This is a genomic window from Amylibacter marinus, from assembly GCF_030160015.1.
GTDB classification, from domain to species: Bacteria; Pseudomonadota; Alphaproteobacteria; order Rhodobacterales; family Rhodobacteraceae; genus Amylibacter; species Amylibacter marinus.
This window is the reverse complement of sequence record NZ_BSNN01000002.1, coordinates 1,104,537-1,125,051: the sequence shown is the minus strand read 5'-3', so window position 1 is coordinate 1,125,051 and position 20,515 is coordinate 1,104,537. Positions and strand designations below refer to the sequence as shown.

21 protein-coding genes are annotated in these 20,515 nt (G+C 54.1%); 10 read left to right on the top strand and 11 right to left on the bottom strand.

Going from position 1 to position 20,515, the window contains the following annotated elements:
* Positions 1–33 precede the first annotated feature (33 nt).
* The 6 genes from recJ to glyA all read right to left on the bottom strand — a co-directional run bounded on the left by recJ (position 34) and on the right by glyA (position 6,928).
* Entirely contained in the window at positions 34–1,794 is a 1,761-nt protein-coding gene (gene recJ, locus QQL62_RS06375) for a single-stranded-DNA-specific exonuclease RecJ (RefSeq protein ID WP_284377065.1), read from the bottom strand.
* A gap of 89 nt (positions 1,795–1,883) precedes the next feature.
* Positions 1,884–2,849, bottom strand: a complete 966-nt coding sequence (glpX, locus tag QQL62_RS06370) for a class II fructose-bisphosphatase (protein ID WP_284377064.1) — start codon at positions 2,847–2,849, stop codon at positions 1,884–1,886.
* A gap of 36 nt (positions 2,850–2,885) precedes the next feature.
* Positions 2,886–4,172 (bottom strand): homoserine dehydrogenase, encoded by a 1,287-nt coding sequence (locus QQL62_RS06365; protein WP_284377063.1) that lies wholly within the window; start codon positions 4,170–4,172, stop codon positions 2,886–2,888.
* Between the two features lie 84 nt (positions 4,173–4,256).
* The gene (locus QQL62_RS06360) at positions 4,257–4,496 is read right to left on the bottom strand and encodes a hypothetical protein (protein WP_284377062.1); all 240 of its coding nucleotides are present in this window, start codon (positions 4,494–4,496) and stop codon (positions 4,257–4,259) included.
* An 83-nt stretch (positions 4,497–4,579) separates the two neighbouring features.
* Positions 4,580–5,494, bottom strand: coding sequence for an exonuclease domain-containing protein (locus QQL62_RS06355; protein WP_284377061.1), 915 nt, complete (start codon positions 5,492–5,494; stop codon positions 4,580–4,582).
* A 138-nt stretch (positions 5,495–5,632) separates the two neighbouring features.
* Positions 5,633–6,928 (bottom strand): serine hydroxymethyltransferase, encoded by a 1,296-nt coding sequence (gene glyA, locus QQL62_RS06350; protein WP_284377060.1) that lies wholly within the window; start codon positions 6,926–6,928, stop codon positions 5,633–5,635.
* A gap of 142 nt (positions 6,929–7,070) precedes the next feature.
* Between glyA and QQL62_RS06345 the strand changes: the two genes are divergently transcribed.
* Together QQL62_RS06345 and QQL62_RS06340 are read left to right on the top strand one after the other, a co-directional pair.
* Positions 7,071–7,832 (top strand): NAD kinase, encoded by a 762-nt coding sequence (locus tag QQL62_RS06345; RefSeq protein WP_284377059.1) that lies wholly within the window; start codon positions 7,071–7,073, stop codon positions 7,830–7,832.
* Between the two features lie 180 nt (positions 7,833–8,012).
* On the top strand, positions 8,013–8,219 hold the full coding sequence (locus tag QQL62_RS06340; protein ID WP_284377058.1) for a cold-shock protein: 207 nt from the start codon (positions 8,013–8,015) through the stop codon (positions 8,217–8,219).
* A 64-nt stretch (positions 8,220–8,283) separates the two neighbouring features.
* Here the strand turns inward: QQL62_RS06340 and QQL62_RS06335 are convergent, their stop codons facing one another.
* Positions 8,284–8,646 carry a Lin0512 family protein gene (locus tag QQL62_RS06335; protein WP_284377057.1) on the bottom strand — a complete coding sequence of 121 codons (363 nt, stop codon included), beginning with the start codon at positions 8,644–8,646 and terminating at the stop codon, positions 8,284–8,286.
* A complete protein-coding gene (locus tag QQL62_RS06330; RefSeq protein ID WP_284377056.1) occupies positions 8,643–8,990 on the bottom strand; it encodes a Lin0512 family protein in 348 nt (115 codons plus the stop codon). The genes QQL62_RS06335 and QQL62_RS06330 overlap by 4 nt, the downstream gene beginning before the upstream one ends.
* Positions 8,991–9,067: 77 nt before the next feature.
* On the opposite strand from QQL62_RS06330, the gene QQL62_RS06325 reads away from it, so the two are divergent.
* From QQL62_RS06325 to QQL62_RS06290, 8 genes are read left to right on the top strand one after another with little or no spacing between them, the layout of a single operon-like run.
* A complete protein-coding gene (locus QQL62_RS06325; protein WP_284377055.1) occupies positions 9,068–10,195 on the top strand; it encodes an AI-2E family transporter in 1,128 nt (375 codons plus the stop codon).
* On the top strand, positions 10,188–10,880 hold the full coding sequence (locus QQL62_RS06320) for an HdaA/DnaA family protein (RefSeq protein WP_284377054.1): 693 nt from the start codon (positions 10,188–10,190) through the stop codon (positions 10,878–10,880). Before QQL62_RS06325 ends, QQL62_RS06320 begins: the two co-directional genes overlap by 8 nt.
* Entirely contained in the window at positions 10,873–13,065 is a 2,193-nt protein-coding gene (locus QQL62_RS06315; RefSeq protein WP_284377053.1) for an RNA degradosome polyphosphate kinase, read from the top strand. The genes QQL62_RS06320 and QQL62_RS06315 overlap by 8 nt, the downstream gene beginning before the upstream one ends.
* Positions 13,058–14,563 (top strand): Ppx/GppA family phosphatase, encoded by a 1,506-nt coding sequence (locus tag QQL62_RS06310; protein WP_284377052.1) that lies wholly within the window; start codon positions 13,058–13,060, stop codon positions 14,561–14,563. Before QQL62_RS06315 ends, QQL62_RS06310 begins: the two co-directional genes overlap by 8 nt.
* Before the next feature lie 32 nt (positions 14,564–14,595).
* Positions 14,596–15,933 (top strand): proline--tRNA ligase, encoded by a 1,338-nt coding sequence (gene proS / locus QQL62_RS06305; RefSeq protein ID WP_284377051.1) that lies wholly within the window; start codon positions 14,596–14,598, stop codon positions 15,931–15,933.
* Positions 15,933–16,424 (top strand): DUF2937 family protein, encoded by a 492-nt coding sequence (locus QQL62_RS06300; protein WP_284377050.1) that lies wholly within the window; start codon positions 15,933–15,935, stop codon positions 16,422–16,424. The genes proS and QQL62_RS06300 overlap by 1 nt, the downstream gene beginning before the upstream one ends.
* On the top strand, positions 16,421–17,704 hold the full coding sequence (locus tag QQL62_RS06295; protein ID WP_284377049.1) for an ABC transporter permease: 1,284 nt from the start codon (positions 16,421–16,423) through the stop codon (positions 17,702–17,704). The genes QQL62_RS06300 and QQL62_RS06295 overlap by 4 nt, the downstream gene beginning before the upstream one ends.
* Positions 17,697–18,377, top strand: coding sequence for an ABC transporter ATP-binding protein (locus tag QQL62_RS06290; RefSeq protein ID WP_284377048.1), 681 nt, complete (start codon positions 17,697–17,699; stop codon positions 18,375–18,377). The genes QQL62_RS06295 and QQL62_RS06290 overlap by 8 nt, the downstream gene beginning before the upstream one ends.
* Here QQL62_RS06290 and QQL62_RS06285 read toward each other — a convergent pair.
* The 3 genes from QQL62_RS06285 to QQL62_RS06275 form a co-directional block, all read right to left on the bottom strand.
* Positions 18,374–19,363: a hypothetical protein gene (locus QQL62_RS06285; protein ID WP_284377047.1), complete on the bottom strand. Its 990-nt coding sequence runs from the start codon at positions 19,361–19,363 to the stop codon at positions 18,374–18,376. The two genes, QQL62_RS06290 and QQL62_RS06285, sit on opposite strands and share 4 nt — an antisense overlap.
* Positions 19,364–19,435: 72 nt before the next feature.
* Entirely contained in the window at positions 19,436–20,074 is a 639-nt protein-coding gene (locus tag QQL62_RS06280; protein WP_284377046.1) for a glutathione S-transferase family protein, read from the bottom strand.
* Positions 20,067–20,453 (bottom strand): MerR family transcriptional regulator, encoded by a 387-nt coding sequence (locus QQL62_RS06275; protein ID WP_284377045.1) that lies wholly within the window; start codon positions 20,451–20,453, stop codon positions 20,067–20,069. Before QQL62_RS06275 ends, QQL62_RS06280 begins: the two co-directional genes overlap by 8 nt.
* Positions 20,454–20,515: the final 62 nt, after the last annotated feature.

Sequence of the window (20,515 nt, the reverse complement as noted above, 5' to 3'; positions counted from 1 at the left end):
CGCGCAAGACGAAAAATGAAAAGATTTAAAATTTTATTCTGCAAAGGCCACATCTTCGATCCGAAGCTTGGCGCGATTGCGCCCGTTCCAGTCGTCTACCTCTAATCTTCCCGCAATATGAAATGATTTACCCGCGTGATTCTGCAAGGCCGGGCCGATTTCGCTGTCAAATGCGCCAAACGCTATTGCGCTAATACGGGCACCTGAATCGTCAACGAATGTCACGCTGAGATGATTCTGCCCGACCTTCTTAGCAAAAGAAACCCTTAGAAATGGCAAGGCGAACCGCGGCGCAGACGCACCGGCACCATAAGGCCCCGCCTGTTCCAAATGTTCGATGATATCCACGGTTGCGGCGCGCGGGGCAATGGCACCATCAAGACGTAGATCCTTGACCCCTATTTGGTCTGCACCTTGTTTTGCCAGCAACTCAGAAATACGTGACATGGCGGTTTCAAGGCTCTCGCTATCCACGGTTAAACCTGCTGCCATCTTATGTCCGCCGCCCTTTAGTAACACGCCCTCGCGGGTGGCTGTGGCAATCGCCGCGCCCAGATCGATGCCACTTACGGATCTCCCTGATCCTTTGCCCTCAGGGCCATCCAGCCCGATGACAATGGCGGGGCGATTGGCGGTCTCCTTTAGGCGCGAGGCGACGATACCCACTACACCTGGATGCCAGCCCTCGCCAGCCGCCCAGACCAGAGGCGCATCCAATCCGCGTGCCTCGGCCTGATCCATGGCTTGCAATTGTACCTGTGCTTCGATCTCTCGGCGCTCTTCGTTCAACTGGTTTAGCTTCTCCGCGATTGCAGATGCTTCCTCTGGGTCAGCACAGGTTAGCAAGCGCACGCCTAAATCGGCAATGCCAACACGTCCCCCTGCATTGATCCGCGGGCCCAGCAGATAGCCCAGATGATAGGCCTTGGGTGTGGAATTCATGCGCGCCGCATCCGATAGGGCAACCAAGCCGATACGCCGGCGCCCTGCCATAATTTTCAGACCTTGGCGCACCAGTGCGCGGTTAAATTCAACTAGAGGTGCAACATCGGCCACGGTGCCAAGAGCGACCAGATCCAACATTTGCATCAGGTCAGGCGTGACTTGACCAGCCGTTCGGCGCAGACGGTTGATGGCCGCCAAGGTTAGAAAAACTACCCCTGCCGCGCATAGATAGGCTAGATCACCGCTCTCGTCTTGGCGGTTGGGGTTCACAACGGCCACTGCATCTGGCAGGGTTTCGCCGCCTACGTGGTGATCCAGCACCACTACATCCGTGCCCGCCACTGCCGCTATTGGCCCATGGGACAGGGTTCCGCAATCTACGCAGATGATCAAATCTGCACTTTGGGCCAGCTTCTGCATGGCTGCATCATTTGGGCCATAGCCCTCGTCAATGCGATCAGGTACATAAATTATGGGCGTAATCCCCAGCTGGCCCAACCAATCGTGCAACAGCGCCGCTGATGTGGCACCGTCCACATCGTAGTCGGCAAATATGGCAATCCGCTGGCCCTGATCAACGGCGAGTTGAATGCGCTCTGCGGCCTTGTCCATATCACGTAGGCTAGATGGATCTGGCATCAAGTCGCGCAGGCTTGGTGATAGGTAGGGCAGGGCCTCCAGCACGCTAACTCCAAGGCGGGCCAGAACACGTGCCAAGGCATCGGGCAAGTCGGTTTGCTGGGTGATCAGCTGAGCCTGGCGGTCGGTTGCTGTATCCAGCCCCAGCCATTTGCGCCCGGTAACCGAGCGAGAAACGTTTAAAAATGCCTCAGAGGTTTCTTGTGTCATGCTATGCCCTTGGTTTCCCATAGCCATAGCATGAATTACCGCGCACAACAGCCAAAACCAGCCTTCAACCGCGGGTGCGGTGGGGCGTGCTAGTTGTTGTTCTGGCGGTATTGAATACGTCGAACAGAGCCAGTGCGCGAGCGCATCAAGATCGTTTCCGTTTCCATGTAGTCACCATCGCGGCGCGCTGCAGATACGATATTGCCCTCGGTTACCCCAGTGGCGGCAAAAATCACATCCTGTGTCACCAATTCATCGCGGGTATACACACGGTTTAAATCGGTAATACCGGCCTTGTGGGCGCGGGCGCGCTCGTCGTCATTGCGAAACAATAGGCGCGCCGAGATTTGGCCACCCATGCATTTCAATGCAGCTGCGGCCAAGACACCCTCGGGGGCGCCACCTTCGCCCATATACATATCAATACCGGTTTTGTGGGCCTCGGCACAGTGCATAATACCCGCCACATCACCATCAGAAATCAAACGTATCGCACAACCCGTCGCGCGCAATTCTTCGATCATTGCTGCATGGCGCGGGCGCTCCAGAACACAAACCGTGATTTGATTGCTGTCCACGCCCTTGGCTTTAGCCAGCGTTTCCACGCGTTGAGTTGGGGTCATGTTTAAGTCAAGCAACCCTTGTTCGAAGCCCGGGCCGATGGCCAGTTTGTCCATGTAAACATCTGGGGCATGTAGCATAGAACCCCGTGGGCCCATAGCAATAACCGTAAGCGCATTTGGCATGTCCTTGGCTGTAAGGGTCGTGCCCTCTAGCGGGTCCAGCGCAATGTCCACACCCGGCCCCTTGCCGGTGCCTACCTCTTCGCCGATATACAGCATAGGGGCTTCGTCGCGCTCGCCCTCGCCAATCACAACAACGCCCTGAATATCTAGCATATTCAGCTGTTCACGCATGGCATTTACCGCTGCCTGATCGGCGGCTTTTTCATCACCGCGCCCCACCAGTTTGGCCGAGGCAATCGCTGCGGCTTCGGATACACGGGCTAGGCCAAGGGACAATAGGCGGTCTTCGAATTGATCAGTTTGTGACATGGGTTTCTCCTATGGAGGGGCGGTTGTGAAGAGGGTTTAAAGGTTTTCGATCCGCAGCACCACGGGGGAATGAATGGCCACGCCTGTGACCTCTATCGCTTTGATAGCGGCATTCAGGGTCTGGCGGCTGGTCGGGTGGGTTTCGATTAGCACTGGGGCTGTTGCGTCTTGCTGTCCGTCTTGACGCATGCGGTCAATGGATACGCCGGCATCGGCCAATGCGGTGGAAACCTGTGCCATGGCGCCGGCCTCGTCGCGCAGGTTCAGGCGAATATAAAAGGGGCTTTCGACTGCGGTTTGCACTGCGGGCGCGGATTTCAGGGTGTTGGCGGGTTGGCCAAACACGGGTATATTTATGCCACGTGCGATATCCATTACATCACCGATTACGGCGCTGGCGGTTGGGCCTTCGCCGGCGCCTGCACCGCGCAGAACCACTTGGCCTACGCTGTCGCCCTCGACCACGATCATATTTGTACCACCATCTAATTGTGCCAAAGGCGACGACTGAGGTACCAAACAGGGGCGCATGGTTTGTGACAGGCCTGTATCGGTCATCTGGGTAACACCCAGCAATTTGATCCGATACCCCATCTCGCCCGCGGCGCGGATGTCCTCGATGGTGATGCGCCCGATGCCCTCTAGAACCGCACCGTCAAAATCCACCTGAGTGCCAAAGGCAATAGCCGACAACAGCACCAATTTATGCGCGGCATCAATTCCACCGACATCCAGATTTGGATCGGCCTCCAGATAGCCCAGCTGATTGGCCTCTTCGAAGACTTCGTCGTATGACAAGCCTGCAGTTTCCATGCGGGTTAGGATATAGTTACAGGTGCCGTTCATCACGCCCATTATGCGGGTGATGTTATTGCCAGCCAGACCTTCGGTTAGGGATTTGATGATGGGAATGCCGCCCGCAACCGCAGCCTCGAAGCGCAGGTTCACGCCAGCATCTTCTGCCGCCAGCGCCAGTGCTTGCCCGTGTAGGGCCAGCATTGCTTTGTTGGCGGTAACCACATGTTTTCCGGCAGCTATTGCGGCCTCGGTTGCGGCCAATGCGGGGCCAGCGTCTCCGCCGATCAATTCTACGAAAACATCCACATCATCGCGTGTGGCAAGGGCCACGGGATCATCTTCCCAAGCATAGGCCGCAATATCAACACCGCGATCTTTGCCGGCCGAGCGCGCAGAAACGGCGCTGATCGAAATTGAGGTCCCTGTGCGCATCGTCAACATATCAGCATTGTCTTGAATGATTTTAATTAGCCCCACACCCACGGTGCCCAGACCTGCAATCCCCAATCGAAGTGATTTTGCCATTACGCGATTCCTAATTTGTTTGGCGCGGTACTAGCGCAGAGCGCGGCCAAGAACAACGAAATTACGCGCCAAGGTGGCGAAGCATCAAAACTGCGCAGCAGAGAGTGCGCCTGCTCGCGCCCGCAGGCGGGCAATGCGCGCGGCCAATTGGGCCTGTGGTGTTGTGACGGTACTGTCTGAATTGGCCAAGCTGTTGCTGGGGCTTAGGCGAGGCCATGGAGCATCCGCATCTAAAGCGCTGGTGGGGGCGACATAGTTGGGCGCGGCGCGTTCTATCGAACAGCCGCTTGCTAATAGTCCGACCAAGATCACTAGTCTGTGCATACCTCTGCCTAGCGCAGCTGAGCTTGCGCCGCAACCAGGGGGCGATTGATCGGCGCTTTTCCGCGCGGGGGAATGTGGCAGAGTTACGCGCCTGTTTTGGCCTTCAGCAAATCCCAGAATGCCTGCTCGTGGAGGATACGCACTGAGCCGCCCTCTGCGATCCAGGCCTCTGCTTGGATTTGCTGCGTGGTTTTGCTAAGGCCTGCGCGGATCAGCAAATCTTGGCCACCTACAACCAGCATTGTAACCTGTTTTGACAGGTTCTTCTGCACTGTAATTCCTGCGGCGGTGGCGCGATCTGTGGCGATAGGGTGGGGGTGCGTTAGCGCGCCTGTGAAACAGGCCACATGGCCAAACAATGCACCATTGGGGTCGCCCGGCACCTGCGGCCTATCTGCGCCGCTTTTTCCCCGCTTTTTCTGTGCTAGAATATGAAACCCCTGTGCGGTATGATCTTGGGCGCGCAAGACCACTTCTGCGGCGGCGCGGGCGTCCTCCTCGGCATCATGGTGTTTGAAATCCAAATTCAAGAATGTTTTTAGGTGCCCCAGCCCATGGCCACCGTTGCCGCGCAATTCTGGCCAAGCGTTACGGGCAATGGTGACGCTGTCATACCAATGGGCGGCTAGGATTGGTATGGCGTGGCGTCGACAAGCGGCATCAATGGCGGTTTGATCGAAAGAGCTGTGTTGTATCAGCGGGTGTTTTTCCAATAACGGGCGCAGGTGTTGCAATACGGGTGCGAAGGTCTGAGCCTTGGCAACTCTTTTGGTATCAATGCCGTGAATCTGGATATTTCGGGGATCGAAGGTTTGTTCTGGATTTATGTCATAGCCGGCGGTGTGGATTTCGCCTGCTGCGCTAACCACTGCGATACCAATTTGGCAGATGCTATGGGCGTATTGATTGGCGGTTTCCACATCGATTGCGATGAATTTGCAGCTGTCTGCGGGCGCGCCCTCTAGGGCATCCAGAAACCGATCCACAGAATTTTCCATTCGCTCGCCCAACAGTTATGGAACAGAGCATGGCATGTATGTGATGCACGGGCAACGCCCAAACAATGCGGCGGGCGCAAGGCGCGCCCACCAGTATGCGGCCCCTAGGGTTGTTTAGCAATCCAAGGGAGCGTGTATTTATAGATCGTCGTACAGAGGGAAACGTGCGCAGAGCGCGGCCACTTTGGCCTTTACCGCCGATTCCACCTCGGCGTTACCATCTTCGCCATTGGCGGCCAGACCGTCCACAACCTCGACAATCAGATCGGCCACTTCGCGGAATTCCACCTCGCCAAATCCGCGTGTGGTGCCCGCAGGCGTGCCCAGACGAATACCAGAGGTCACCATCGGCTTTTCTGGATCAAAGGGAATACCGTTTTTATTGGTGGTGATATGGGCGCGGCCCAGTGCCTTTTCAGTGGCGTTACCCTTCACACCCTTGGGGCGCAAATCTACCAGCATTACATGGGTGTCGGTACCGCCTGTTACGATATCTAGGCCCCCCTTCATCAGCTGATCCGCCAGGGCGGTAGCATTCAGGCGCACTTGCTTTTGGTAGGTTTTGAATTCTGGGCGCAATGCTTCGCCAAAGGCCACGGCCTTGCCCGCAATTACATGCATCAAGGGGCCGCCCTGAATGCCTGGGAAAATCGCCGAATTCACCTTCTTGGCGATGGTTTCATCATTGGTTACAATCATACCACCACGCGGGCCGCGCAGGGTTTTATGCGTGGTCGTGGTGGCCACATGGGCATGCGGGAAGGGGCTGGGGTGCTCGCCTGCGGCCACAAGGCCTGCGAAATGCGCCATATCAACCATTAGATAGGCGCCAACGCTATCGGCAATTTCGCGCATCTTGGCAAAATCTACTTGGCGGGGGATAGCAGAGCCACCGGCGATGATCATCTTGGGCTTGTGCTCTGTGGCCAGTTCCTGAACCTGAACATAGTCCAGTTGGCTGTCTTGCCGGCGTACACCGTATTGAATCGCGTTGAACCATTTACCAGATTGGTTGGGTTTTGCGCCGTGGGTCAGGTGGCCGCCGGCATCCAGTGACATGCCCAAGATGGTATCGCCCGGTTGCAATAGCGCGGTGAAAACGCCTTGGTTCGCTTGTGAGCCTGAATTCGGCTGTACATTGGCATACTCACAGCCGAACAATTGTTTGGCACGATCAATGGCTAGGTTTTCGGCCACGTCAACATGCTGACAACCGCCGTAATAACGACGCCCGGGGTAGCCTTCGGCGTATTTGTTGGTCATCACTGATCCTTGGGCCTGCATCACTGCCTTGGATACGATGTTTTCCGATGCGATTAGCTCGATCTCATCGCGCTGACGGCCCAGCTCGTTTGTGATGGATGCAAACAGTTCTGGATCACGAGAAGAAAGCTCTTCGGTGAAAAAACCTGCGTCTTTTACGGTGTTTGTCATTTGTGGCTCCGAAATAACTGGTGGAATTGCGCACTGTCCTATGCGAATGCTTGCAAATATGAAAGTGTCAATACGACAATTGCCGTCCGAAAGCGGAGAATCTGCGCATTCAAAGCAGGAGCGGTTATAGCGGGGGTGACAAATGCCAAAGAAAATCGCCTTTATGGCCAGCAAAAGCCCTCTGGCCCAAGAGGCCATGGCTCCCTTGATCGATCGCTACGGCGATGTTCCTGTGGAACAGGCCGATGTGATTGTTGCATTGGGCGGGGATGGATTTATGCTTGAGGCGCTACATGGCACCCAAGATATTGATTGCCCCGTGTATGGGATGAATCGTGGCACCGTTGGCTTTTTGATGAATGAATATGCCGTTGATGGCTTGATGGATCGCCTGAAGGTGGCAGAAGATACGGTAATCCATCCTCTGCGTATGGAAGCGCATTGCGAGAGTGGTGAGAAATTCGAGGCCTTGGCGATCAACGAGGTTTCTTTGATCCGTGCTGGTCCTCAGGCGGCCAAATTGCGCATCATAGTTGATGGCCGCGAGAGGCTCGCTAATCTGACCTGTGATGGCGCATTGCTGTCTACGCCGGCAGGGTCTACCGCCTATAACTATTCTGCACATGGCCCCATTTTGCCGATCACGGCGGATATCTTGGCACTAACGGCCATGTCCGCCTTTCGGCCGCGGCGCTGGCGGGGGGCCCTGTTGCCAATGGGCGCACGCGTACGATTTGAGGTGCTTGAGGCGGACAAACGCCCCGTGACAGCCTCGGCGGATAGCCGCGATGCCAAGCGGATCAGCGCGGTTGACATCTACCGTGCCCCAGAGGTGCATCACCGCATTCTGTTTGATCCCGGCCATGGATTGGAAGAGCGCCTGATCCGTGAACAATTTGTGTGAATGACGAAAGGTTTTGCAAAGAAACCTTGCAATATGCATTTCCCCCACCTAGGTGGGGGATGTGAAGTGTTCTTTCACTGAATTCTCTGACGCCTATTCTAGTCCGACGATTTTTCAAACTAGACTGGACGACACCAAGCTATCACATGTTGTGGATGGCAATTTATTAGGAGAATACAGATGGCTAACGGCACTGTAAAATGGTTTAACGGAACTAAAGGCTACGGCTTTATCGCACCTGACGATGGTGGTGCAGATGTGTTTGTACACATCACAGCGGTACAAGCAGCTGGCCTACAAGGCCTAGAAGACAACCAAAAGGTAACTTTTGAGCTGGAAACAGGCCGCAATGGCAAGTCTTCTGCGACAGACCTATCATTGGTATAAGTTTCGCGCGGGTTCCATCCGCACCGAAATTCAAAGGCGGTACAGCAATGTACCGCCTTTTTTGTTAGCTGTTGGATAATTTCCACGCAGTGGCCTCAATCGGGTAATAGGCCTCGATTGCCGCACTGACGATCACATGTGGGCCATCACCGCTGGGGTTTTCGACATCTTGCCCGCCCAGCACTGCACGCACGCTGGCCCGCCCGCGCGGCAAGGTGGCGGCCACGGCATCCACATCCACCGCATCCGGGTTTTGGGCGCCCACGCTAACGCGTACCTCCATCAGACTGGGATCTAAACCAAGTGTTGAAAACATGCTTAGGGTTGAATGGCGAAAGGCATCCTCGACTGCGCGGATTGCGGCCTTGGTGTAATCTTGGCCATACAAATCATTGCCCATACCCATTTCAAGAATAATACGTTTCATGTGGCAGGCTCCATGTCAAATGATACAATCACCGCGGCGTTGGCCATCAGGGTCGTACCGCCATGGGGTTTTGGGATATCCAGCCCACCCTTTTTCACCACGAAACTTGGCTGCCCATAGGGTAAAATTGCAGAGAGCCGATCCAGATCAACAGCATCGGGTTTTTGCACTGCAATTTCCACATCCACCAGCATGGCCGATTGGTCAAACCCAAAGGCAGGCGCGATATTTAACGAATTATGCCACAGCGCATCTTTCAGCGCACGAATGGCAGCCTCGGTATAATCTTCGCGGCGCAGGGATGTTCCCATACCGAATTCCACACATACGCGCTTTTTTGCCATGATAACCCTCTTAAAATCGCTCTTTTCTTGCAATCCTATCCTTCCAAGTTAGATAGTAAACCAGAAAGCGAGGCATTATGGCATTAAGCGTATCAACACAGTTTCGATATTGGGCTATTGGGTTGACGGTTGCGGTGTTTCTGCTGTGGTTGCTGGGCGGGATTTTATTGCCGTTTGTCACCGGTATGGCCATTGCCTACTTTCTAGATCCGGTTGCGGATCGTCTAGAGGCTATGAAATTCTCGCGCGTTGCCGCGACCACTATTATCACCTTGGTCAGTATTTTTGTTGCCTTGCCTGTATTGGCATACGTGCTCTCGCAAATGATTGAACAATTGGTGGCCCTAATTGCAGCATTGCCCGAATATTTCAGCTCGGCCAAGGAATTCTTGATTGCCAAGTTCCCAGCATTGCTAGACGAACAATCCTCGGTGCGCGGAGCGTTTGATAGTTTCGTAAATCTTGTAACCGCGCGCAGTGGCGATTTGGCCAATGCGGTTTTGGCCTCGGCCTTTAGCGTCGTCGATGCCATCATCTTTATCGTGGTGGCCCCCGTCGTCGCGTTTTACATGCTTCTTGATTGGGATCGAATGGTTGCCACGATAGATGGTTGGTTGCCACGCGACCACCGCGAGACATTACGCGCATTGGCACGAGAGCTGGATGGGGTGATGGCCGGATTTGTACGCGGACAGCTGACCGTTTGCGCGATCCTCGGGGGGTTTTATGCAATTACCTTGATGGCGGTGGGGTTGCAATTTGGCCTGATCGTAGGATTGATTGCGGGTATGTTGACCTTTATTCCTTATGTGGGGTCGCTGATTGGGGGAGGGCTGTCGCTGGGGCTGGCGTTGTTTCAATTCTGGGGCACACCAGAGTGGATCGTTGTCGTCGCGATTATTTTTGTCATTGGGCAGGTGGTCGAGGGTAATTTCCTAACGCCGAAACTGGTTGGCGGGTCTGTTGGATTGCATCCGGTGTGGTTGATGTTCGCTCTTTCTGCATTTGGCAGCTTGATGGGGTTCACGGGCATGTTGGTTGCGGTACCTGTGGCTGCGGGCATTGGGGTGTTTTCACGATTTGGTATTCGCCAATATTTGAACAGCCGCCTGTACAACGGGCTAATTGGGTTGAATAATGGGGATGATTCTGAACCCATTTTGGAAAGTGATCCAAACCCCGATGACCAAGAGCGTGATGGCTGAACAACTGATCTTTGACTTGCCGCTTGAAACGGCCTTTGGGCGGCAGGATTTTTTTGTAACTGGTGCCAATGCCACCGCTGTTTCGGTTCTCGAGAATTGGCAATCTTGGCCCATGGGGAAATTGGTTCTATCGGGGCCGAAGGGATCGGGGAAAACCCACCTATCCAATATTTGGGCAGAGCTGACGGGCGCGCGGGTTATTGATGCAATGGCGCTGTTAGATGTGAATTTGGGCGCACAGATCACGGCCCCCCTTTGCGTGGAAAACATGCACCAAATAGCCGGCATCAGCGCCCTGCAAGAGGCGGCATTCCATCTGCACAATATGATGATGGAGCAGGGGCAGACCCTTTTGTTTACTGGTGTTGGGATACCCGGGCAGTGGGGGATTACTCTACCAGATTTGCTGAGCCGCCTTCAAGGCAGCAGCCTAACCGAGCTGGCGTTGCCTGATGACAGCCTGTTGTGCGCGGTGATGCTAAAGCAGTTTTCGGATCGCCAGATCAAACTTGACCCCAAGGTGATGGATTTCTTGATGTTGCGTATGGAGCGATCGTTCGAGACGGTTTCGCATTTGGTGTCAGAGCTGGATCGCCAGGCCTTGGTTCATCGTAAACCCATTACATTGGGCATCGCCCGCCGCGCATTAGATCAGTTAAAACCCGTAGAGACTTTTCATGATTAAGACACTGGCTCAAGAAAAAAATAACCCCGCTGATTTTCTTAATCAGGCGATCCCAAACCCCACAAAGGTGCCTGACCTAGATCCAAATTCCGCCCAAAGGTTTGCCAACCGAGAGCTCACTTGGCTGGCCTTTAACTGGCGGGTGTTGGATCTGGCACAGGATAAATCGTGGCCTCTGCTGGAACGGGTGCGGATGCTGTCTATTTCCTCCAGCAATCTTGATGAATTTTTTACCGTGCGTGTGGCGGGCTTGCGTGAATTGATCCGCGCAGATGTTAGACAGAATACCGCTGATGGCATGTTGCTTAGCGAGCAACTGGCGCTAATCGATAAGGATGCCAGCGACTTGATGGAACACCAACAGGTGATATGGGCAGACCTAAGACGCGAATTGGCTGGCGAGAATATTAATATTCTAAAAGTAGAAGAGCTGACCGCAGAAGACACCGATCATTTGCGCCAGTTCTTTCTGGATCAAATATTCCCGATTCTCAGTCCCTTGGCGGTGGATCCAGCGCACCCCTTTCCCTTTATTCCATCTGGGGGGTTGACCATTGCGCTACAATTACAGCGCATGGGCGATGGCAAGCCCTTTCAGGTGCTATTACCTATTCCCAGCCAAGTAGATCGGTTTATATCTCTAAAAAGCGCCAAAGGCGCGTTGCGCCTCTTGCCACTTGAAGAGATGCTATTGGGGGCGCTGGATGTTCTGTTTCCCGATTGTAAATTGGTTGGACACTGTATTTTTCGCGTGTTGCGTGACAGCGATCTAGAAATCGTAGACGAGGCCGAGGATCTGGTGCACGAGTTTGAAAGCGCACTAAAAAAACGCCAGCGCGGCGTTGCGGTGCGCCTAAAAATTTCGGCCAACGCCCCAGAGAAACTTCAGCGCCTGATCATCGATTCCCTTGATATGGATGCCAGCGAGGTGTTTACCATCGACGGGATTTCTGGCCTACAAGATCTATCGGAAATTTGCGCCCTTGGCCCCAAAGATATGGTCTGGAGCAAATATTCCCCGCGTGTGCCCGAACGTATCCAAGATTTTAAGGGCGATATCTTCGCGGCAATTCGACAGAAAGATATGCTGCTGCATCACCCCTACGAAAGTTTTGATGTGGTGGTCGGGTTCCTGCAACAGGCCGCACGCGACAAAGATGTTCTGGCGATCAAGCAAACGCTGTATCGCACATCGCATCAATCACCAATTGTCGATGCACTATGCCGTGCCGCAGAATCTGGCAAATCCGTCACCGCCGTGGTCGAGCTAAAGGCACGCTTTGACGAGGCCGCCAACATTCGCCTGTCGCGGCAATTGGAAAAGGCAGGCGTGCACGTGGTTTATGGGTTTATTGATCTAAAAACTCACGCCAAGGTATCCACGGTGGTACGCCGCGAACATGGTGAATTACATACCTATACCCATTTTGGCACCGGAAACTATCACCCAGTAACGGCAAATATTTATTCGGATCTGTCGTATTTCACCCGTAGCAAATCATTGGGCCAAGATGCGACCAAGTTGTTTAACTACCTGTCGGGCTATGCACAGGTGGGTAAATTGAATAAATTGTCCATCGCACCGGCGCAATTATTCGATGATCTGATCGCGCATATCAATGCAGAAACCAAGGCGGCCAAAGAGGGGCGCCCTGCACAAATCTGGGCCAAGATGAACTCGCTAATCGAAACAGATGTGATTGATGCACTGTACCGCGCATCCCAAGCGGGGGTGAAAATCGATCTGGTGGTTCGTGGCATATGCGGTTTGCGACCAGGCGTTCAGGGCCTTTCGGAGAATATTCGCGTAAAATCAATTGTCGGACGCTTCTTGGAACATTCACGCATTGTGTGTTTTGCCAATGGCACGGAAATGCCAAATAAAGGGGCCTTGGTCTTTATGTCTTCGGCCGACTGGATGGGGCGCAATCTGCACGGGCGGGTCGAAACCTTGGTGCGTATCACCAATAAGACCGTACATGCCCAAATCATTAGCCAGATCATGGCGGCGAATATGGCCGATGTGAAAAATTCCTGGGTCATGCAGGCCGATGGATCCTATGTGCGCCAATCTGATGAAAACGGTTTTGATTGTCACCGTTTCTTTATGGAAAATCCCTCGCTGTCCGGGCGGGGTAAGGTTGGTGCGAAAGATGTACCAGAATTGGCTCATGGCAATGACTGATTCCGCCGCACAATTGGATCGTATGGGTGTCATCGATGTTGGCTCGAATTCTGTACGCTTTGTCGTGTTTGATGGCGCCAATCGCGCACCTGCATATTTTTATAATGAAAAAGTCATGTGTGGTCTGGGGCTAGAGCTGGCGCAGACGGGCATCTTGCACCCAGAAGGGCGCGCACGCGCCTTGCTGGCGCTGAAGCGCTTTGTTGCCATTGCGAAACCGATGAACCTGACGCATATGCGCGCGGTGGCCACCGAGGCGGTGCGCCGTGCCACCGATGGCGCAGATTTCTGCGCGGAGGTTTTGCGCGAAACGGGTATCGTTCTAGAGGTGATTAGCGGCGAAGAAGAAGCCGAGCTATCCGCTCAAGGCATCTTTCTAAGCACTCCGAATGCCACAGGTATGGTTTGTGATATTGGCGGCTCTTCTATGGAGTTGGCCAGTTTTCAACAGGGCGAAATTACGCGGTCACGCTCTTCCAGACTGGGCCCATTGGCGGTGCTGGGGCTGCATTTGGATTCAGATCAGCAGGCCCGCCACATCGCCACCCAGCTGGATACGCTGGTAGCGGGGTTCGATACCACACCGCAACTGTTGTACTTGGTTGGCGGTTCATGGCGTGCGATGGCAAACATTCACATGCGACGCAATGCCTATCCTTTGCGCGTCCTACAGGATTATCAGGTAACGCCTGCGGATCTATTGCCGACACTTGTGCATATCATCGGGCTGGATCTCGAGGCACTGCGTGCCTATGGGGTTGCCTCGGATCGTCGTCTGTCGTTGTTACCTATGGCGGCACAAACGCTGATTGCCCTGCTGGAAAAAATCCAACCCGCGCAATTGTCCATATCCAGCTATGGCCTACGGGAAGGCATTTTGTATAACAGCATGAGCCAAAATATACGTGCGCTTGATCCATTGATTGAGGCGGCGCGTGCCACTGAACGCGCCCAAGCGCGCTTCCATGGTTTTGGGGATCGATTGTTCACTTGGTTGCGCCCGTTGTTTCAGGATCACGGGCAAGAGCGGCTACGCCTTATTCATGCGGCTTGTTTGATGCATGATGTGAACTGGCGCTCACATCCGGATTACCGCGCTAACATCAGCTTTGATGCTGCCACGCTGGCCAATTTGGGGGGGATCGATCACGCAGGGCGGGTGTTCTTGGCATGGGCCCTGATGAAACGTTACAAGGTTAGAGACAGCGCTTCCCTAGATCGCGCGTTGTTGAATTTGATCTCGGCCGAGGATTTGAAGATCGCTCAGATGGTGGGGCGCGCCATGCGTTTGGGGGCGATGATGAGTGGCGCTGATGCATATCACATGGGCGCTTTCCACGTGACAGATGATACAATCACCCTGTGCCTGCCACCAGACAGCCGCCCGATTATTGGCGAAGTGGTGCAAAAGCGCCTTAATGGATTGGCCAAAACACTGCGCAAAGAGGCCAATATTTCCTATACAAGCTCGGTTGCGCCGCCATCCTCAATAGACTAGAAAATCCGAAATCTCAGTTAAGGAATACCGCGATGCGCCTCAGCAAATATTTTATGCCTACAATGAAGGACAACCCAAGCGATGCGCAAATCGCCAGCCACCGCTTGATGATCCGCGCGGGCATGATCCGGCAATCGGCCAGTGGTATTTATTCGTGGCTACCCACCGGATTTAAGGTTCTACGCAAATTGGAAAATATCGTGCACGAAGAACAGGTTCGCGCAGGCCACATTCCGATGTTGATGCCGACCTTGCAATCTGCGGACCTGTGGCGCGAATCCGGTCGCTATGATGACTATGGCAAAGAGATGCTGCGTATTTCTGATCGCCATGGCCGCGATATGCTGTACGGCCCCACCAACGAAGAGCTGATCACCGATATTTTCCGCGACAATGTGCAATCCTATAAGGATCTGCCCATGACGTTGTATCACATCCAATGGAAATTCCGCGACGAAGTGCGCCCACGGTTTGGGGTCATGCGGGGGCGTGAGTTTTTCATGAAGGATGGCTATAATTTTGATGTGGATAAAGACAGCGCGCTACATGCCTATAATCGCCATATGGTTAGCTATCTGCGCACCTACGAACGTATGGGAATGAAGGCCCTGCCAATGCGCGCAGATTCTGGCCCCATTGGTGGCGAGGACACGCACGAGTTTTTGGTGCTGGCTGATACTGGTGAATCCGAGGTGTTCTACGATAAGGCGATTCTTGATCTGCATCTTGGGGACAGGGCCGTGGATTACGATAGCTGGGATCAATGCGCAGAAATCGCGCGCGAATGGACAACACCCTACGCCCGTACCGATGAAACACATGATCCAGAGCTGTTCGCACAGATTCCGAGCGAACGCCAAGGCCAATCGCGTGGTATCGAGGTGGGGCAGATTTTCTATTTTGGCACTAAATATTCCGATGCGATGAACGCCAAGGTCGTTAATGATCAGGGCCGCGAAGTCCCCGTGCACATGGGCAGTCATGGCATTGGCGTATCGCGCATGTTGGGGGCGATTATCGAGGCTAGCCACGATGAAAATGGGATCATTTGGCCAGAGGCCGTTACCCCATTTGGCGTGGGAATTGTAAATCTAAAGCAGGGTGACGATGATACCGACGCGGCCTGTGAGGCTTTGTATAAATCCGCCACCCTGCTGGGCCTAGATCCGCTGTATGATGATCGCAAAGAGCGCGCCGGTGCTAAATTTTCTACCATGGAGCTGATCGGCCTGCCGTGGCGCATCACTGTCGGGCCGCGGGGTCTGAAAAACGGTGTGGTAGAATTAACCTGCCGCAAAACCGGCGAAAGCGAAGAGTTGACAGCGGAACTGGCGCTTGAAAAACTGGCAAAAATCTACCAAGGACTGTAATGCCAAATCTTGTGAAAATTGCTGGGAGCGTGGGATTGGGGCTAACCCTTTCACAGTTCCCAGAATATTCACAACAGTATGTGCAACGCTTGGGCGGCGCGGTGGATGAGCTGTCGGTGATTGTCGCTGACTTTGATGCCACCGCCGCACAGGCCGATAAGACCCGCGATCAGGCGCTAAATGCCCTACAGGGCAGCGCATTTCTGGAGGGGCGACAGGCCGATATGCGCCGCACCATTGAACGCCAAGAAAGCCTGACTACCAGCTATAATACCCTGAAGGATGCATCCCCCCTTGGGCGTTTGGCCAATATTCGCGCCTTTGGTGATCCACAGGTTATCAAAGGTGCTTGGAAAAATTTCGCCCCCGCGATCCCTCTGAATCTTGATGGGTTGCTGTTGTTGTTTGGGGGCTATATCACGGGTTATGCGGGGCTGGCTGGGCTGGGCCGCATCTTTAGACGCCGTAATAAAAAGCAGAAATTTACATGACAGGTGCCAAACCGTTTAGCCAATTCGAACGTATGATTGCTTGGCGCTACCTGCGCTCGAAGCGCGCCGAGGGCGGCGTTTCTGTGATGACATGGATTTCTCTTATTGGCATTGCTTTGGCTGTATTTGCCCTAATCGCCACCCTGGCGGTGCGCTCTGGGTTTCGCACCGAATTTGTGGGTACAATCCTTGGCGCCAATGCCCATGCTACGCTGTATACTGGGCCACGCACCGATGCTGACGGTGTGATGCGCACCGGGTTTGGTGATTTCGAGCAGGCCTTGGCAGAACTGCGTGAAACGCCGGGCGTTAGCCGTGTTGCGGGTATTGTCAAAGGACAGGTGCTGGCCAGCGCGAATGGCCGTAACCTTGGGGTGCAGGTATTTGGCGAAACTCTGGCTGATTTGAAAACCTTGCCGCTGATTTCCGAACCCGAACAATCATGGGGTGCACTGGATGATATTGGAAACGGAGTCGCAATTGGCTCTGGTGTTGCGCGCGAGCTAAGCCTGAGGGTGGGAGACGCCATTACGCTAACATCCCCCGATGGGGTGCAAACGGCCTTTGGCACCGCGCCCCGGGTTATTGCCTATGATGTGGCCTATGTGTTTCAGGTGGGGCGCTATGATATCGACAGCACACGGGTCTATATGCCCCGCGGTGAGGCGCAATCCTATTTCAACCAAGAGGGTCGGATTGACGAGTTTGAAATCATGGTAGATACCCCCGAATTGGTCAATGACCTAGCGCCGATGTTGCTGGCCTCGGCCCCTGATAGGGCGCTGATCTGGACATGGTTTGATGCCAATGGTGGGTTTCTGCGTGCTCTACAGATGGAGGATAACATTATGTTTGTCATCCTTGGGGTTTTGGTGCTTATCGCGACGATGAATATTGTGTCTGGCCTGATTATGCTGGTTAAGAACAAGGGGCGCGACATCGGGATCCTGCGTACTATGGGCCTAACCGAAGCGTCGGTCTTGCGGGTGTTTTTCATGTGCGGGTCGGCGATTGGGGTTTTGGGCACGATAATTGGGGTGACTATGGGATGCCTGTTTGTAATCTATATAGATCCGATTTTTGGGCTGATCAATTATATCGCTGGCGGCGGCGTTTGGGATCCATCAGTGCGCATGTTATCTGACCTACCTGCCGAGTTGCGTTGGCAAGATGTGACCAAGGCAGTCAGCCTATCACTGGGCCTGTCCTTTGGTATCACCTACTTCCCTGCGCGCCGTGCGGCCCGCATGAACCCTGTAGAGGCCTTGCGCTATGAATGAGATTCTTCGCCTAGAGACGATATCCAAGGCCTATACCTCTGGCGCTGGAAGGCGTGTACAGGTGCTGGACGCTGCCGATCTGTGTGTAAACGCGGGCGAGATTGTCGGCCTTGTTGCGCCCTCTGGGGCTGGGAAATCCACGCTGCTGCATATTGCAGGCCTTTTGGACAATGCCGATAGTGGTCGTGTGTACATTAGCGGTGTGGACACCAGCCAGCAATCCGATCGCAGGCGCACGGCCACGCGGCGCAATGACATCGGGTTTGTCTATCAATTCCACCACTTGCTACCCGAATTCAGCGCCCTGGAAAATCTGATGTTGCCCCAGATGGCCAATGGCCGATCCAAGGCCACAGCCGAGGCCCGCGCGACAGAATTACTGGCCAGCGTCGGCCTAGAGGCCCGCGGCCATCATCGCCCCGCCGAAATGTCAGGTGGCGAGCAACAGCGCGTGGCCTTTTGCCGTGCCATGGCCAATGCGCCAAAATTGCTGATTGCGGACGAACCAACGGGAAATCTGGATCCAGAAACCGCCGAGAGGGTGTTTGTGACCTTGGTGAAGCTGGTGCGCGAAACCGGATTGGCCGCGGTTATTGCCACCCATAATCATGAGCTTGCCGCGCGTATGGACCGCCAGCTGTCCCTGTCGGGTGGGAAATTAATACCGCTCTAGGAGCTACAGATTTCGACCAAGGCCACCCAGTCACTATCAGTTAGGATCTGTTGCGGGGTGATCCCCTCGCTGCTTAATCCCGCAAAATTGGCCTGAGCGGCAAAGGCATCTGGCCAGATATTTGCCTGTTGAAACAGACCCTGTAGTTTCTCTGACTTCGGGCGTGATAGAGCGCCAAACAGACGCTGATCCGCAAATCGCTCTAGGGCGGGGCTGCTGATGGTGCCATTGCCTAGAAAATTCAGCGTCTCGCCTATGCCAATGCTGGTGAATAACTCTATGACCGATGCGTTCTGCATTGCTGCAGCATATTCCATTAGAGAAAAGCCGGCCAAAACCTCAGGGCTGTCTTGCTGAGACAGTAATGTATGGTTCAATACAATATTCCCGCCCGGTAAATGCACGCTGGGACGGCTGCCCATTTTGGCGATATGTACCCGCTGGCTTGGGTCTTGTAGAACCCGATCCTCAAATCGGCGCAGTGCGCGCTGACCCGCGGGGTTAGAGCAGGTTGCTCCAGTATTTTTTTCAATATAACTCAGCAACTCGTCGCCAATTTGCACAGCCTTGGCCTCGGGTAAGATATTAGCCGCATAGCGTGCAATCCCACCAGGTAACCAAAAGAAGCAAAATGCGCCAAAGGCCAGTACAACCAGCAATCCGATCAACCAGCGCAACCTGCCGGGATGGGGGCGCGACATCTCAATCGCCATGCGCACCTTGCCGATGGCGGACACCATCAACGGGTCTTCTATTTCTAGGGTTTCTAGCGCCTCGGCATCAACGCTAAAGAGGGTGCCGGATTTACTGCTCTCTACTCGCTGAATGGCCGCTAGTGACCAATGGGTCAGGGGGCGATTATGGATATCAGATAGAACCAAGGTGGCATCACCAAAGGATACAACAACCTCGCGGCGCTGTGCATCGGGCCCCTCTTTCCAGAGCCCAAGCGCCTCTAATCGGTCAAATTCCTTAATTGCTGTCATTGCCTATACGCCCAGTTTTGGGTCATTCTATCTATGCCCTCATTTTGGGGCAAAAACGGCGGTTAAACAAGCTTATTTAAATGCAGGCTGCATCAGGTCATAGGGATGTTTCCATCCATCTAGCTGCGATATGCGCTTAAGCCAGCGATCAATATGCGGCCAATCCGAACGTTTAAAGCCGAATTCCTCTGGGTAATATAAATACCCACAGCAAGAAAAATCTGCCGCTGTCGGGCCCGAGGCCGCGACCCATTCGCGATCCGCTAAATGCCCGTTTAACACGGTATAGGCCGCGCGCAACCGCCCCTGTAAGAAATCATAGGCGCCAACGGGGCGCTTGTCTTTGGGTAGAAAATTATTCAAGAACCGCGCCACCCCTGCCTGTGAAGACAGCTTGTGATTATCCCAGAGTACCCAGCGTAGCACCTCGCGCGCCTCGATCTCGTCTTGGGGGGCGAACTGGCCTGTTTGGTCGGTGATGTAGTCCTGTATAACCCCTGATTGGGTCATGGTGACATCGCCATGCACCAGCACCGGAACCTCGCCCATGGGGTTGATTTTTAAAAAATCCGCACTGCGGGCCTCGCCGTTGAAAAAATCAACAAACTCGGCCTGCCAGTCCAAGGAGCATAGCTCTAACATTAAAGCGGCTTTGTAGGCATTGCCAGATTCACCAAAACAATAGAGTCGGTAATCTGCGGTACTACGCATTTTTCAGGACTTCCAGCTCGTTTCGGGCTTCTCTATTCAGGCGGTGCATGTCTTCGATTGCCGCATCGATTTCTGCCTTGCGATCCTCTAACTCTACAATCTGACGTGTGGACATATCGATCCATTTTTCCAGCTGGGCTTGGTTCTGATCCTCGCGGTCATACATTTCCAGCCATTGGCGAATTTCCTCAAGTGTAAACCCAAAGCGCCGCCCCCGTTTGATCAACCGCAGTCGCGCCTTCTCGGGTCCCCCATAGAACCGCTTGCGCCCTTGTTTTTCTGGCACCAGCAGTTCGATATATTCGTAATAACGTAGAGTGCGGGGCGTTACCTCGAACAGCTCACACATTTCACTAAGCGAGAGTTTTTTTTCAGTCATTCACAGTATCCTTTGCGGGCATTCTAGCCCCAAAGGGATAGAATTCAAGTCACAGTAACTAC

Excerpts from the sequence above, each read along its gene's own strand:
- recJ (WP_284377065.1), bottom strand. The coding sequence starts at position 1,794 with ATGACACAAGAAACCTCTGAGGCATTTTTAAACGTTTCTCGCTCGGTT.
- glpX (WP_284377064.1), bottom strand. The coding sequence starts at position 2,849 with ATGTCACAAACTGATCAATTCGAAGACCGCCTATTGTCCCTTGGCCTA.
- QQL62_RS06365 (WP_284377063.1), bottom strand. The coding sequence starts at position 4,172 with ATGGCAAAATCACTTCGATTGGGGATTGCAGGTCTGGGCACCGTGGGT.
- QQL62_RS06360 (WP_284377062.1), bottom strand. The coding sequence starts at position 4,496 with ATGCACAGACTAGTGATCTTGGTCGGACTATTAGCAAGCGGCTGTTCG.
- QQL62_RS06355 (WP_284377061.1), bottom strand. The coding sequence starts at position 5,494 with ATGGAAAATTCTGTGGATCGGTTTCTGGATGCCCTAGAGGGCGCGCCC.
- glyA (WP_284377060.1), bottom strand. The coding sequence starts at position 6,928 with ATGACAAACACCGTAAAAGACGCAGGTTTTTTCACCGAAGAGCTTTCT.
- QQL62_RS06345 (WP_284377059.1), top strand. The coding sequence starts at position 7,071 with ATGCCAAAGAAAATCGCCTTTATGGCCAGCAAAAGCCCTCTGGCCCAA.
- QQL62_RS06340 (WP_284377058.1), top strand. The coding sequence starts at position 8,013 with ATGGCTAACGGCACTGTAAAATGGTTTAACGGAACTAAAGGCTACGGC.
- QQL62_RS06335 (WP_284377057.1), bottom strand. The coding sequence starts at position 8,646 with ATGAAACGTATTATTCTTGAAATGGGTATGGGCAATGATTTGTATGGC.
- QQL62_RS06330 (WP_284377056.1), bottom strand. The coding sequence starts at position 8,990 with ATGGCAAAAAAGCGCGTATGTGTGGAATTCGGTATGGGAACATCCCTG.
- QQL62_RS06325 (WP_284377055.1), top strand. The coding sequence starts at position 9,068 with ATGGCATTAAGCGTATCAACACAGTTTCGATATTGGGCTATTGGGTTG.
- QQL62_RS06320 (WP_284377054.1), top strand. The coding sequence starts at position 10,188 with ATGGCTGAACAACTGATCTTTGACTTGCCGCTTGAAACGGCCTTTGGG.
- QQL62_RS06315 (WP_284377053.1), top strand. The coding sequence starts at position 10,873 with ATGATTAAGACACTGGCTCAAGAAAAAAATAACCCCGCTGATTTTCTT.
- QQL62_RS06310 (WP_284377052.1), top strand. The coding sequence starts at position 13,058 with ATGACTGATTCCGCCGCACAATTGGATCGTATGGGTGTCATCGATGTT.
- proS (WP_284377051.1), top strand. The coding sequence starts at position 14,596 with ATGCGCCTCAGCAAATATTTTATGCCTACAATGAAGGACAACCCAAGC.
- QQL62_RS06300 (WP_284377050.1), top strand. The coding sequence starts at position 15,933 with ATGCCAAATCTTGTGAAAATTGCTGGGAGCGTGGGATTGGGGCTAACC.
- QQL62_RS06295 (WP_284377049.1), top strand. The coding sequence starts at position 16,421 with ATGACAGGTGCCAAACCGTTTAGCCAATTCGAACGTATGATTGCTTGG.
- QQL62_RS06290 (WP_284377048.1), top strand. The coding sequence starts at position 17,697 with ATGAATGAGATTCTTCGCCTAGAGACGATATCCAAGGCCTATACCTCT.
- QQL62_RS06285 (WP_284377047.1), bottom strand. The coding sequence starts at position 19,363 with ATGACAGCAATTAAGGAATTTGACCGATTAGAGGCGCTTGGGCTCTGG.
- QQL62_RS06280 (WP_284377046.1), bottom strand. The coding sequence starts at position 20,074 with ATGCGTAGTACCGCAGATTACCGACTCTATTGTTTTGGTGAATCTGGC.
- QQL62_RS06275 (WP_284377045.1), bottom strand. The coding sequence starts at position 20,453 with ATGACTGAAAAAAAACTCTCGCTTAGTGAAATGTGTGAGCTGTTCGAG.